Consider the following 12,803-nt stretch of genomic DNA (forward strand, 5'->3'; position numbering starts at 1 on the left):
TACATTCGGATTCGTCCAAATATCCATGTCGCCACAGTTGCCGTGCGACCGACATGGATATTTGGGCGAAGCCGAAAGCCTCAGGCCATGCGGAAGGCGCGGCCCGCCATCAGGATCGGCTCCGGGCTGCGCTGGATGCGGGCGAGCATCCAGCCGCCCTCGATCGCGGTCAGCAGGGCCGTGCCCATCGCGTCGATATCCCGATCGTCGCCGAGGCGTTCGGCATGGCGGACCAGCACCGCGCGCCATTCGGCAAAGGCCGCGCGGCCCGCCTTGCTGAGCATCTCCGATTGCGGAACGGTATCGAGCAGAACCGTCGTCACCGGGCATCCGGCGGTGTAGTCTGAGGCGGCGAAGCCCTCCGCAATCATCTGCGTCAGCCGCTCTGCGCCCTCGTCCATGCTGGTCGCGTCGGCGAAGGCTGTCTCCATCAGTTGGGCGATCCTGTGTCCGGCGGTGCGGACCGCGACGGCGCCGAGCTCCTCCTTCCCGCCTGGGAAGTGGTGGTAGAAGCTGCCCTTCGGCGCGCCCGAGACCTCCAGCAACTCCGTCAGCCCGACGCCGTGGTAGCCGCGGCAGCGGAACAGGCGGATGGCGGTGTCGATCAGTCGGGACTTGGCATCGGATGGGCGCGGCATGGCTCTTCTTAATTGTTGTATGGTGATTGGTCTAGTGCTACGACTCGTTCTATGGCGATCACCATAGGAGCGTGCCATGCGGACCACCTTCCAGAGCAATGACGGAGCCCGGCTGGCCGGCGAGTGGCGTTTCGCCGAGGCGCCGCGCGCCGTCGCGGTGCTGCATGGCGCAACGGGTGTCCCGGCGGGCTACTACGGCCCCTTCGCGGACTGGATGGCGGCGGAGCGCCGGGTACACGTTCTGATCTACGACTACCGCGACACCGGCTGGTCGGCCGATGGGCCGGTGCGCCGCTCTCGCGCGCGCATGTCGGATTGGGGCGTCGCGGACCAGTCGGCGGCACTCGACCACGCGCTTGCCACCTTCCCGGACCTGCCGGTCTGGACCATCGGGCACTCGCTGGGCGGCATGTGCCTCGCTTTCCATGAGAACGCCGATCGGGTCGAGCGGCACATCGCCATCGCCTCCGGCCCCGCGCACTGGACGCGGCACCCATGGCACTTCATGCCACAGGTGCTGGCCTTCTGGTTCCTGATCGGGCCGCTGGCCACTCGCCTGCGCGGCTACCTGCCGGGTGCGGCGATGGGGCTGAAGGCCAACCTGCCCGCCGGGGTGTTCTGGCAATGGCGGCGCTGGTGCACCAGCCGGGAGTTCCATCGGATCGACTGGGGCGGCGTGATGCCGGAGCCGCAGCCGAGCCGCGTGCGCTGCCCGGTGGAGCTCGTCGCCTTCGAGGATGACGTGATGATCCCGCCCTACCAGGTGCAGGCGCTCGCTGCATTCTATCCGCTCGCCGAGGTCAGCTTCCGCTCGATCGCGCCGCGCGCCGTGGGGCTGAAGGGGATCGGGCATATCGCCGGGTTCGCCCGCCGCTCCGCCGCGGCCTGGCCGCGCATGGTGCCCGAGTTCGCATGACAGGCCCGGCCTCCGACGTTATGTGGAGGCCATGCCGCTCGATGACGCCTTTCTCGACCGCCTCCGCGCGCTGGATCTCGGCCTGACCGAGGCTGCCCCCGCCTATCTGGAGGAGCCGCGCGGCCGTTGGCACGGCGCCGCCGCCCCGCTCGCCAGGCCGCGGGATGTCGAGGGCGTCTCAGCGCTGCTGGCCGCCTGCAACGAGGCGGGCGTGCCCGTCGTGCCCTATGGCGGCGGCACGGGCCTCGTCGGCGGGCAGATCCACGAGGCGGGCGGCGCCGTGCTCCTGTCGCTGGAGCGCCTGAACGAGGTGCGCGAGGTGGCGGCCGCTGACGGCGCCCTGATCGTCGAGGCCGGCGTCACGCTCGCCGAGGTCCAGCAGGCGGCGGAGGAGGCAGGCTGTCTCTTTCCCCTCTCCATCGCTTCGGAAGGCACCGCGCGGATCGGCGGTGTGCTCGCCACGAACGCGGGCGGCGTCAACGTCCTGCGCTACGGCAACGCCCGCGATCTGGTACTGGGCATCGAGGCGGTGCTCGCCGACGGTACCGTGATCCGCGACCTGAAACGCTTGCGGAAGGACAATAGCGGCTACGACCTGCGGCACCTGCTGATCGGCTCCGAAGGGACGCTGGGAGTCATCACCGCGGCGAGCCTGCGCCTGCTGCCCCGCCCGGCGGAGGTCGCGACGGCCTTCCTTGCGGTGGAGAGCCCGGCGGGTGCGCTCGACCTGCTGCAGGATCTGCAGGGGCAGCTTGGCGAGGTGATCTCCGCCTTCGAGCTGGTGCACCGGCAGGGGCTCGATTTCCTCGCCGAGCACTTCCCGGACATGACCCACCCGCTGGAGACGCGGCCCGACTGGATGGTGCTGGTCGAGGTCGGCGGGGCCTACGGGACGGCCAAGGCGCTGGAGACGGGGCTCGCTGACGCCTTCGAGCGCGGCGCAGTCAGCGACGCTGTGATCGCCCAGAACGAAGGCCAGCGCGATGCGCTCTGGGCCGTGCGGGAGACGATACCGGAGGCAAACCGGCTGACGGGCTCGATCAGCTCTCACGACATCTCCGTCCCGCTGTCGCGGCTGCCGGAGTTCATCGAGCGGGGGCGGGTTGCGGTGGCCGAGGTCGCGCCGGACGCCCGGATCAACTGCTTCGGCCATGTCGGCGACGGCAACCTGCACTACAACGCCTTCCCGGCGGCGGGCCGTGACAAACGGGACTACGCGAACCAGCGGGACGCGGTGCAGCGTGCCGTGCACGACCTCGTCGTCTCACTCGGCGGTTCGGTGAGCGCGGAGCACGGCGTCGGCCGGCTTAAAACCGCGGATCTGGAGCGCTACGGCGACCCGGGTCGCCTCGCGGCGATGCGCGCGATCAAGGCGGCGCTCGACCCGCGCGGTATCCTGAACCCCGGTGTCATCCTGACGCAAAGCTGAAACGGCGCCCCCAAGTGGGGTGGCTGGGGGCGCCGTCAGGACCATTGGTCCGGCAAGCAGCTGTCGGATCTCCATGTCCCCGACAGGCCTCGGAGTAGACCCTGATCGTAAAGAGAGGGTTAACGCCGGTTAGGCGCCTTCAAATGCCGTTAGGGCATGCACGTCCACGCCCATCGCCTCGAGCCGCTGGCGCCCGCCGAGCTCCGGAAGGTCCACGACGAAGGCGCAGCCCGCGACCTTCCCGCCCAGGCGTTCGATCAGCTTGATCCCGGCCTCGGCCGTCCCCCCGGTGGCCAGCAGGTCGTCCACGATCAGCACGCTCTCGCCGGCCTGGATCGAATCGGTGTGGATCTCGACCGTCGCCTGCCCGTACTCGAGCTGATAGTCCTGCGCGATCCGGTCATGGGGCAGCTTGCCCGCCTTGCGGATCGGGATGAACCCGATGCCGAGCTGGTGCGCGACCGCGCCGCCCAGGATGAAGCCACGCGCCTCCAGCCCCGCAACCCGGTCGATCGGCTGACCGGCGAAGGGGTGCAGCAGCATGTCCACCGCCATGCGAAAGCCCCGCGCGTCGTTGAACAGCGTCGTCACGTCCCGGAACATGATCCCCTCGTGGGGGAAGTCCGGGATCGTGCGGATGTAGTCTTGGATGGATTTCGAATTCACCATCGGGGCCTCTGCGGCTGGACGAACCTCGCCCTTGTGGCGCAGGCCAGCCCCGATGCGCAAGCCTCAGCGGCGGCGGATCTCCGAGAACGCCCGGTAGAGCCGCTCGGGCAGCCACGTCAGGTGCGGCTTGTTCCAGTCGTAGCGATCCCGGATGACAAGCGCTTGTGCCGTCACGATATTCATGTGTACTCACCTCTTTCCCACGAGCCCCTTTTGGGGCATTCTGTCGTTCGTTACGCTATCGAATGTATATACATCTGCTGCACGTTCAAGAGCCGAGTCGCACCGTGAACAAAAAATCTGAAAAAAGCGGAAAGAAGTCGGCCAAGAAAAGCAGCCAACTTGTCATCAGGGTTGAGAAGTCGGAGCGGGATGCATTCGTACAGTTGTGCGATGAGCTCGACACATCAGCCGCGCGGGAGATTCGCCACTTCATGCGTCGTTTCGTCGACGAGCATAAGAACGGCTAGGCGAGCTCCTCGGGATGCTGCACCACGTGCAGGTCTGCGGTGACCCCGGCCTGCGGCGGACGCTCCAGATACGTCGACAGCGCCACGTAGCTGCGCGTCGCCTGCACGCCTTTGATATCGTAGATCCGCGCGAGCAGCCCCTCCAGTGCCGGGCTGTCAGTGACCCGGACCTTAAGCAACATGCAGGTGTCCCCGGTGACGGAGTGGATCTCCTCCACCTCCGGCAGGTCGCCGAGGGCCAGCATCACTGGCGTCTTGCCCCAGCCGATCGTGTCGACATGCACGAAGGCGAGCAGGGCCTTGCCGACCTGCGCCGGGTCGATCCGCGCCTCGACGCCCTTGATGGCGCCCGAGGCGCGCAGCTTCTTCACCCGGTCATGCACCGCGGGCGGCGACAGGCCGACCTGCTCGGAAAGTTTGGCGTAGCTCTGCCCGGCATCGGTCACGAGGGCGGCTAATATCCTTCGGTCGATTTCGTCCATCGGTGAGGCTCCTTCGCATTCCTTCCGAATGCCATTCGTTTCTGACGATCTACTCCGAACTTCATATTGAGAGGTCGCCGCTTCGATGCAACTCCTTCGCTCAAGCTGGAGGAGTGAACCATGCGCATCCTGACCCCCACGATCCTGTTGCTGACCTCCGCGGTGGGCGTGGTCGGCGCCAATTCGCTGATGCTAGGCCCCATCGCGACCACGGTGGCCGAGAGCTTTCCGGGCGCCGACGCGGCGCGCGTCCTGCAGGCCGCATCGGCCTACGGCCTCGCCACGGCGCTGAGCGCACTTGGCCTCGCGCCGCAGGTCGACCGGATCGGCGCGGGCCGCGTCGTCCTGCTGGCGCTGGCGACCCTTGCCGTGGCGTTGGCGGGTGCGATGCTCGCGATCGGCGTTGGAATGCTGATCGGCGCTCAGGTCCTAGCGGGTCTGGCCGCCGGGGCTGCGCTGCCCGCGATCTACTCCCTCACGGCGGAGGTCGCGCTGAAGGGGCGGGAGGCGGAGACTCTCGGCATCGTGCTCACCGGCTGGACCCTAGCGCTGGTCGCGGGGGTCAGCCTCGCCGCCCCGATCTCCGATTTCGTGCACTGGCGGGCCGTGTTTGGCCTGCTCGCCGGCTTCGCCGCCCTGATCGCCACAGCGCTCGCCTTGCGGCTGGAGCGCGGGAGCGGTGCGCCGGGGCACCGGACCTCGCCACTTGCCGCGCTGCGTGTGCCGGGGATCGGCGCCGGGCTCGTCGGCGTTGCAGGGTTCATGATCGCGTTCTACGGGGTCTACACGTGGCTGGGGCCGCATGTGCAGCAGGTGCTCGGCCGCTCCACCGCGCTGACGGGGCTGCTGCCGCTGGCTTATGGCATCGGCTTCGGCCTGGCCGTCCCGCTCGACCGGATGGTGGACCGCTGGGGCTCCGCGCGGATGCGGCCCATCGTGCTCGCGATCCTCGTCGGCGTCTATGTGGCCCTGGCGCTGGGCATGGGCGCGTTCTGGGTGCTGGTCGCGCTCTGCCTCGTCTGGGGCCTCGTCAACCATGTCGCGATGACGCTGATCGTGGGCGGGCTTACCCAGCTTGATCCAGCACGGCGCGGGGCGATCATGGGGCTCTACTCGGCGACGACGTATCTGTGCGTGGCAGTGGGCGTGAGCGGCTTTCGCCCGATCTACGAGGGCTTTGGCCTCGCGACCGCTGCCGTCGTCTCCGCCCTGTGTCTCATTCCGGCGCTGGTCCAGTCCCTGCGCCGGAGCGGCTGGTTCAACGGCCCATCCCGGCGCGCAGGCGCTTCATGAGGCGGGCGCGCCAACTGTCGCGCTTGGTATAGACCGTGCGCGGCAGGTAGGTCAGGCGATCGTCGGCCCGGTTCTGCCGATGCTCCAGCGGGAGCAGGGCGCGGGCGATCTGGACATGCATCGGACACTCCTTCATCGAAACGTCATCAAACTGTCACATAGCGTGCCCGGGAAATGACCCCACGTCAAATCGGATCGCAGTATTAACGCGTGAATTGTGCGTGAAAACGGTGGGTTGGCGGGATTTTCGCTATCGATCCGCCCCGTCCGACCCCTTCCGCAAGGCGCGCAGGACCATGACCACGAGCACGGCGATGATCATCCCGGCGAACAGAAGCTCCACGACGTAGGTGAAGATGTCCTCGCCATCGAAGACCCGATCGCGGAGTGTGGACGACGCGCTTCCCCCGCGCCGAATGGTGTCGGGACGCCCCTCGATCAGGCCCGTCACCGCGTCATGCGCGATGAACAGCGCGAACAGGAAGAAGCCCAGCAGGCCGAACGCGACCACGCCGTAGACGATTTTCACGCTGGGGTCGTTCGAGGATGGAATGGCCGCTCTCCATACGGTCGAACGGCGCTTGGCCGCGGATGAGGGAGGGTACCGGGCGCTCCGCGAGCGGGCAATGTCCGCTGCTATTGCCCGTCAGCCAGCGCCCGACAGCATCCGCCCTGCGACGACGCCGAGCTTCCGGACCATCTCCGCATCCCGATGCTCGGTCCCGGTGATGATCGCTGCCTCCAGCGCGCGGTCGCAGCCATGCGGACAGGGCGCCCGCTCCGCTCCGAGCAGGCCGGGCAGACGCCGCACAAGGCCGCGTGCCTTATCAGCATTGCCCAGCAGCGTCTGCACGATGGTCGAGACCTCGACATTGTCGTGATCCGGGTGCCAGCAATCATAGTCCGTGACCATCGCGACCGAGGCGTAGCAAAGCTCCGCCTCCCGCGCGAGTTTCGCCTCGGGCATGTTGGTCATGCCGATCACGTCGCAGTTCCAGACCTCGCGATAGAGCTTCGACTCCGCGAGCGTGGAGAATTGCGGGCCTTCCATGGCGAGATACGTGCCGCCGCGGTGCACGTTGATGCCCTCGGCCTTCGCCGCCTCCTCCGCCACGTCCGACAGGCGCGGGCAAGTGGGATGGGCGAGGCTGACATGTGCGACGAGGCCGGGGCCGAAGAACGACTTCTCCCGCGCGAAAGTCCGGTCGATAAACTGATCGACGATGACGAAATCGCCGGGCGCCATCTCCTCCCGGAAGCTGCCGGTGGCCGACAGGCTGAAGACATCCGTGACCCCGAGTGCCTTGAGCGCGTGGATGTTGGCGCGATAAGGCACGGTGGAAGGCGTGTGCACATGCCCCCGTCCGTGCCGCGGCAGGAAGACCATGCGCACCCCGTCGAGCATGCCGGTGAAGAGCTGGTCGGACGGCGCGCCCCACGGCGTCTCGACGGAGACCCACTCCGCGCTCTCCAGCCCCTCGATCGCGTAGAGGCCGGAGCCGCCGATGATGCCGATGGTCGTCTGGGTCATTCGGGGCCTCCTCAGGACGCGGTTTCGCGCTTCCGCGCGAGGATACTTGGAACAAGCTGGAAGGCGGCTATTCGCCTGGCCGCTTCAGGCTGAACTTCTCCCGCACAACGGTGTAGTCGCGATAGCCCATCCGGGCCAGCGGGTTGAAGGTGAGTACGTCGAAGATGCCGTCAACCAGGCAATCGTCGCGCAGATGCACGCCCGTGACCTCGCCGAAGACGGTGTAGTTCGCCTCGCCCGGCAGCTTCACGATCTGCGTGAGCTTGCATTCGAGCGACGCCGGCGCGCCCGCGACGCGGGAGCAGGCGATGGTCTCGCACTCCGCCCGCTCGAGGCCCGCCATGGCGAACTCGTCCTCGTCGCCATGGTAGTTGCCCGAGGTCAGGTTCATCACGTCGCGCATCTCGTAGCTGACGATGTTGACGCAGAAGACGCCCGTCTCGTCGATATTGGCAACCGAGTCCTTGCCCATGTGCCGGTCGTCCTTGGCCGACGTGCTCGCGAACATCACCTGCGGCGGCACGTAGGCGACGGCGTTGAAGAAGGAATAGGGCGCCAGATTCTCCCGCCCGTCCTTGCATCTCGTCGAGATCCAGCCAATGGGGCGCGGCGTAACGACGGCGTTGAACGGGTTGTGCGGCAGGCCGTGGCCGTCTTCGGGGCGGTAGAACATGAGGCTCCTCGGTCTTGGCGGGCGGATCGCGGCGTGCTAGCCCGGCGGAATGTAACCGAAAAGGGGCACGGGACCAGATGATGCGACGAGGCTGAGACGAGAGAGCCCTTTCCCGTCCCTGCCCTCGGAGTCCCCATGACCCGCCTGCTTCTCGAACGCGCCGACGACACCTACGAGGTGGAACTGCTCTACGACCTGGCCTTCGCGCCGGGCCGCACGGCGCTGTCGAGCTACCGCCTGCGCAGCGGTCCGCCGGTCGAGGGTCTGAGCTGGATGGTGCGCGACGAATACGACGTGCTGGCCGCTGCGATCCGTTATTGGCCGGTGAGGGTTGGCGAGGCCGCGGCCCTACTGCTCGGCCCCATCGCGGTGCACCCGGTGCGGCAGGGGGAGGGGCTGGGTGCGCTCCTGATCCGTCATACGCTGGAGCTGGCGTCCGGCCTCGGCTGGTCTCGTGTGATCCTCGTCGGTGACGCGCCGTACTATGGCCGCTTTGGCTTCCGGCGCGACCTCGCGCTCGGCCTCGAGTACCCGCCGCCCACCAATCCAGAACGCCTGCTTGCCCTCGAACTGGAGCCGGGCGCCATGACGGGTGTCGCGGGACTGGTGGAGCCCGCCTGATCCTTCATCTTTCCCCAAATACGCAAGCGACGGTGCGGGCAGGCGCCTCCGGCGGGGATATTTGACGAAGAGAGAGGCGAAGGGTACGCGGGGCCGATGACCCGCGCGCCCCTCATCCTCGGCCTCGAATCGAGCTGTGACGACACTGCCGCCGCCGTCGTGAGCGCAGAGCGGGAGGTCCTGTCCTCACGTGTCTTCTCCCAAGCTGACCTCCATGCCGATTTCGGCGGCGTGGTGCCGGAGATCGCGGCGCGCGCGCACGCGGAGCGGCTGGACATCGTGGTGGAGCAGGCGCTTGCGGAGGCGGGCGTGACGCTGGCCGAGATCGAGGCCGTCGCGGTGACCGCCGGGCCTGGCCTGATCGGCGGCGTCCTGTCCGGCGTGATGTTCGCCAAAGGGCTGGCGGCGGGCGCAGGCAAGCCGCTGATCGGAGTGAACCATCTTGCAGGCCATGCACTCACGCCCCGCCTGACCGATGGGTTGGAGTTTCCCTACCTCATGCTGCTCGTCTCCGGTGGGCACTGCCAGTTCCTCGCCGTTGCGGGGCCGGAGGAGTTCACCCGGCTCGGCGGCACCATCGACGATGCGCCGGGCGAGGCCTTCGACAAGACGGCAAAACTCCTTGGCCTGCCGCAGCCAGGCGGCCCGGCGGTCGAGCAGGAGGCAACGCAGGGCGACCCCACCCGCTTCGACTTTCCCCGCCCGCTGATAGACCGGCCCGGCTGCGATATGAGCTTTTCGGGGCTGAAGACAGCGCTGCGCCGGGCCCGCGATCAGATCATCACGGAGAAGGGCGGGCTGACCCTGCAGGATCGCGCCGATCTCTGCGCCTCGTTCCAGGCGGCGGTCGCCGACGTGCTGACCGGCAAGACCCGCCGCGCCATGACGGCCTTTACCGAGAGCCACGGCGCCACCACCATCGCCGTCGCCGGCGGGGTCGCCGCCAACCGCACGCTCCGCGCCGGGCTGGAGGCCGCCGCCACTGAGGCCGGCTTCGCCTTCACCGCCCCGCCGCTCGCGCTCTGCACCGATAACGGCGCGATGATCGCCTGGGCGGGGTGGGAGCGCTATCGTCTCGGCCAGACTGACGATATGACCCTCGCGGCCCGCCCCCGCTGGCCGCTCGACACCACCGCTGCCCCGATGCTCGGATCGGGGCGCAAAGGCGCCAAGGCCTGAGAAGGAGAGCCCATGCTTCACGTCATCATCGCCCACGACAGTCCCGGCGCGTTTGTCCGATACGGCAAAGGCTCGTTTCGAAAGTAGGGGCAGGTGCCGGGCGGCGGATGAACGGAGATATCGTGATCGTGGGACTCACCTTACCCGTTGTTAAGAAAGAGCATGTCGAGGGGCAGTCTCGGTCTCTCATTGCCGGTGCTGCAAATGAATGAGCTCAAGTGCTATCAACTCGCACGGGACTTCGCTTGCCCGACGTCCAGCCATGTGACGTGGGCCCTTGAGAGGGATGGCCCACAGTACAGTCGGGAAGGTGCTCAATGGCATCCGTTGGAAGATCTGCACTACGCCACCGGGGGCAATACGTGGGCAGCGCAGGGGCCGCTAGAATCTGAAAGCAAGGAGCAGCTTTCAAAGCTTTGGGCGATAGTCCGTGGAGGCAAGAAGCCTTACCGGAACAGTCATGTTCTGGGTGACTACATTGCGCGCGTCACCGAAGAAGTGATCGTGGATGAAGCCTTCTTCCAGATCATGACTGCGTTGGACGACACGGCGTTCGATTTCACGCCTCATGACAAGGTCTGGGATCCGGTTCGAGCCTGCCCGCCCTGGGACGGTCCGTTCTTCTTTGCCACGCTTCTGCCAATGTTCGAAAGCTACGATCTCGAACTTAGCAAAATTGGCCCGATGGATCGTGTCGTGGAAAAGTACCGCGGAGCGTATTCCTCCCGTGGCGCCCGGCGGGTCGTCCGCGCCAGCAAGATTGCGGGCCGCTTGATATGGCGTGATGCGTTCATGCGGGATGTGCTCTGCACGCAACCTGTTGTTGATGCACTCAACAAGCTCGGGGTGCCGGAGTGGCAGGCGATCCCCGTTGAAGTGTTGGACGACCGGCACTGATGTCACATAACGACGATACCGCAACTTGGAGAGGTTATGCCTGGTGGATCAATGTCAAGACTGCCCAAATGTGCAAAAAGAGCCGGTCTTGGGCTGCGCACGGCCGATCGGGCCGCCGCCGATCCCTATGCGAAGGCCAGCCTCTTTCGCACCGTCGACATCCACCCCTGGAACCGCGTGATCGGAGGCTGACATGCGCTACTGGCTGTTCAAGTCCGAGCCCAACACCTGGTCCTGGGACGATCAGGTGGCAAAGGGCGACGCGGGGGAGGAGTGGGACGGGGTCCGCAACTACCAGGCCCGCAACAACATGCGGGAGATGAAGCTGGGCGACCGCGGCTTCTTCTATCACTCCGTCAACGAGAAGCAGATCGTCGGCGTGGTCGAGGTCATCGCCGAGGCGCACCCCGATTCGAAGACCGACGACCCGCGCTGGGAATGCGTGGACATCAAGGCCATCGGTCCGTTCGAGACGCCGGTGACCCTCGATGATTGCAAGGCGGAGCCGCGGCTCGCCGAGATGATCCTTGTCAACAACTCGCGCCTGTCGGTGCAGCCTGTCACCGAGGCGGAGTGGAAGATCGTCTGTGAAATGGGGGGCTACAAGGGCTGATGCCTGCCTCTCGGTGGGCGGCAAAAATACAACCATAGGCTGATCTTCGCCGATGCGTTTCCCTGATGTATGATGCCCGCCGATATCCGGGACGGGAGAATACCAATGCTAGCCCTCATCCGCATCGCCGCTGTTCTCGCGGCGGTGTTTCCCCTGCCTGCACTGGCGCAGGAGGAGCTTGTTCCAGCGCAGATCCGCGGCATCCAGACGTTGCTCGCCCATGCCGAGGTCTACGACGGGCTGGTCGACGGAAGCTGGGGGGAGCGGACGGCCGCCGCGGCCGCACAACTCCTGGATCAGGAGTCGGTCAGCGCGGAGCAGGCCACCGGCCTTCTCGCCGACTGGGCCGCGCTGCAGGCGGAACTCGGCTGGGACATCCGCCCGTCCGAGGACGAGGCCGTCGCACTCGGCCTGCCGTGGGAGAGCGTGACGCTGGAACCGGTCGAGGGTGGTGCGACCCGCTATCTCGACCCCACCGGCCTCGACACGCTGGTCTGGCGCAGCGACGCCGCGGGCATGCAGGAGGCCCATGGCCGGATCGAGGAGGCGCTGGCGACCGGCGATCTCTACACGCTGCGCACCGGCGCGCGTCAGGTCACGTCGGCCGAGATCGAGGATGCGCGCATCGCCTATCTCCGCTCCGAACCGCTGGAGGAGGGCTGGATCAACATCCGTGTCCTCGCCCCGACCGAGCGGCGCCCGCTCTTCAACGCCACGGTGGCGAGCATCTTCGTCGGACAGATCCCCGAGATCTCGACAGGGACTCCGGCGAGCGACACAGCGGAGGCCGAGCCGGTGCTTGTGCAGGCCGAGCGTGTGCAGCAGGCCGCGGGCACCGGCTTCTACGTCAACAACACCGACATTCTGACGGCCTTCGCGCTCGTCGATCAGTGCCCGCGGGTGGAGATCCGGGACGGCATCGCGGCCGAGGTCCTGCATCTCGACGGGGCGGGTGAGGTCGCGGTCATCACGGCGCCGGGTGAGCGTTCGACGACGTGGCTCGCCCTGTCCGATGCTGCGCTGCCCGATCCCGGCGACCGCGCCCGGGTCATCGGATACCAGGATGGCGGCGGGCTGAGCGCGAGCACGGCGGAGCGCGGTGCAGGGGCGGAGCCGCAGAACGGCACCGTTGCCGTGCGCGTGCCCGTCTTCGCCGGCATGGACGGCGCACCGGCGCTCGACGCCGGCGATGCTGTCGCAGGGCTTGCCACCAGCGGGACCGGCGCCCGCGACGGTGTGGTCATCGGCGCAGGGGCACTGGCGGCAGTCCTCGACACCGCGCGGATCGCCTACGACCTCCAACCCTCCGAACCCGGCGAGGGGGCAGGCGCGCGCCTCACCGCCTCCACCGCCAACGCGATCGTCCCCGTGCGCTGCGTCGGCGGCTGAGCT

16 protein-coding genes are annotated in these 12,803 nt (G+C 67.4%); 9 read left to right on the forward strand and 7 right to left on the reverse strand.

The features are described 5' to 3' along the window. Positions 1 to 80: 80 nt before the first annotated feature. Positions 81 to 638, reverse strand: coding sequence for a TetR/AcrR family transcriptional regulator (locus I0K15_RS10780; RefSeq protein WP_196101526.1), 558 nt, complete (start codon positions 636 to 638; stop codon positions 81 to 83). Positions 639 to 714: 76 nt separating this feature from the next. Between I0K15_RS10780 and I0K15_RS10785 the strand changes: the two genes are divergently transcribed. Both I0K15_RS10785 and I0K15_RS10790 read left to right on the forward strand, forming a co-directional pair. Beyond that, positions 715 to 1,554, forward strand: coding sequence for an alpha/beta hydrolase family protein (locus I0K15_RS10785; RefSeq protein WP_196101527.1), 840 nt, complete (start codon positions 715 to 717; stop codon positions 1,552 to 1,554). A gap of 22 nt (positions 1,555 to 1,576) precedes the next feature. Continuing rightward, positions 1,577 to 2,983, forward strand: a complete 1,407-nt coding sequence (locus I0K15_RS10790; protein WP_196101528.1) for an FAD-binding oxidoreductase — start codon at positions 1,577 to 1,579, stop codon at positions 2,981 to 2,983. A 129-nt stretch (positions 2,984 to 3,112) separates the two neighbouring features. On the opposite strand, the gene I0K15_RS10795 is transcribed toward I0K15_RS10790, so the two are convergent. Beyond that, entirely contained in the window at positions 3,113 to 3,652 is a 540-nt protein-coding gene (locus tag I0K15_RS10795) for an adenine phosphoribosyltransferase (protein ID WP_196101529.1), read from the reverse strand. Between the two features lie 245 nt (positions 3,653 to 3,897). Between I0K15_RS10795 and I0K15_RS10800 the strand changes: the two genes are divergently transcribed. Next, a complete protein-coding gene (locus I0K15_RS10800; RefSeq protein ID WP_230374089.1) occupies positions 3,898 to 4,122 on the forward strand; it encodes a hypothetical protein in 225 nt (74 codons plus the stop codon). Here the strand turns inward: I0K15_RS10800 and I0K15_RS10805 are convergent. Next, positions 4,119 to 4,604 (reverse strand): Lrp/AsnC family transcriptional regulator, encoded by a 486-nt coding sequence (locus I0K15_RS10805; protein ID WP_196101530.1) that lies wholly within the window; start codon positions 4,602 to 4,604, stop codon positions 4,119 to 4,121. The two genes, I0K15_RS10800 and I0K15_RS10805, sit on opposite strands and share 4 nt — an antisense overlap. A 120-nt stretch (positions 4,605 to 4,724) precedes the next feature. On the opposite strand from I0K15_RS10805, the gene I0K15_RS10810 reads away from it, so the two are divergent. Further along, a complete protein-coding gene (locus I0K15_RS10810) occupies positions 4,725 to 5,897 on the forward strand; it encodes an MFS transporter (RefSeq protein WP_230374090.1) in 1,173 nt (390 codons plus the stop codon). Here I0K15_RS10810 and I0K15_RS10815 read toward each other — a convergent pair. The 4 genes from I0K15_RS10815 to I0K15_RS10830 all read right to left on the reverse strand — a co-directional run bounded on the left by I0K15_RS10815 (position 5,863) and on the right by I0K15_RS10830 (position 8,101). Next, entirely contained in the window at positions 5,863 to 6,018 is a 156-nt protein-coding gene (locus tag I0K15_RS10815) for a hypothetical protein (RefSeq protein ID WP_196101531.1), read from the reverse strand. The genes I0K15_RS10810 and I0K15_RS10815 overlap by 35 nt on opposite strands. A gap of 129 nt (positions 6,019 to 6,147) precedes the next feature. After that, positions 6,148 to 6,426: a globin family protein gene (locus tag I0K15_RS10820; protein WP_196101532.1), complete on the reverse strand. Its 279-nt coding sequence runs from the start codon at positions 6,424 to 6,426 to the stop codon at positions 6,148 to 6,150. A 117-nt stretch (positions 6,427 to 6,543) separates the two neighbouring features. Continuing rightward, a complete protein-coding gene (locus I0K15_RS10825; protein ID WP_196101533.1) occupies positions 6,544 to 7,428 on the reverse strand; it encodes an S-methyl-5'-thioadenosine phosphorylase in 885 nt (294 codons plus the stop codon). 67 nt (positions 7,429 to 7,495) lie between these two features. Then, a complete protein-coding gene (locus I0K15_RS10830) occupies positions 7,496 to 8,101 on the reverse strand; it encodes a flavin reductase family protein (protein WP_196101534.1) in 606 nt (201 codons plus the stop codon). Between the two features lie 135 nt (positions 8,102 to 8,236). Here I0K15_RS10830 and I0K15_RS10835 point away from each other — a divergent pair, with 135 nt between their 5' ends. The 5 genes from I0K15_RS10835 to I0K15_RS10855 all read left to right on the forward strand — a co-directional run bounded on the left by I0K15_RS10835 (position 8,237) and on the right by I0K15_RS10855 (position 12,800). Then, entirely contained in the window at positions 8,237 to 8,722 is a 486-nt protein-coding gene (locus I0K15_RS10835) for a GNAT family N-acetyltransferase (RefSeq protein WP_196101535.1), read from the forward strand. A 96-nt stretch (positions 8,723 to 8,818) separates the two neighbouring features. Then, positions 8,819 to 9,901 carry a tRNA (adenosine(37)-N6)-threonylcarbamoyltransferase complex transferase subunit TsaD gene (gene tsaD / locus I0K15_RS10840; RefSeq protein ID WP_196101536.1) on the forward strand — a complete coding sequence of 361 codons (1,083 nt, stop codon included), beginning with the start codon at positions 8,819 to 8,821 and terminating at the stop codon, positions 9,899 to 9,901. Positions 9,902 to 10,105: 204 nt separating this feature from the next. Next, positions 10,106 to 10,798: a hypothetical protein gene (locus I0K15_RS10845; protein ID WP_196101537.1), complete on the forward strand. Its 693-nt coding sequence runs from the start codon at positions 10,106 to 10,108 to the stop codon at positions 10,796 to 10,798. A gap of 193 nt (positions 10,799 to 10,991) precedes the next feature. Then, positions 10,992 to 11,411, forward strand: a complete 420-nt coding sequence (locus I0K15_RS10850) for an EVE domain-containing protein (RefSeq protein WP_196101538.1) — start codon at positions 10,992 to 10,994, stop codon at positions 11,409 to 11,411. A 105-nt stretch (positions 11,412 to 11,516) separates the two neighbouring features. After that, the gene (locus I0K15_RS10855) at positions 11,517 to 12,800 is read left to right on the forward strand and encodes a trypsin-like peptidase domain-containing protein (RefSeq protein WP_196101539.1); all 1,284 of its coding nucleotides are present in this window, start codon (positions 11,517 to 11,519) and stop codon (positions 12,798 to 12,800) included. The last annotated feature ends 3 nt before the right edge of the window (positions 12,801 to 12,803 follow it).

Origin of the sequence: Pontivivens ytuae, from assembly GCF_015679265.1 — a bacterium.
GTDB lineage: Bacteria > Pseudomonadota > Alphaproteobacteria > Rhodobacterales > Rhodobacteraceae > Pontivivens > Pontivivens ytuae.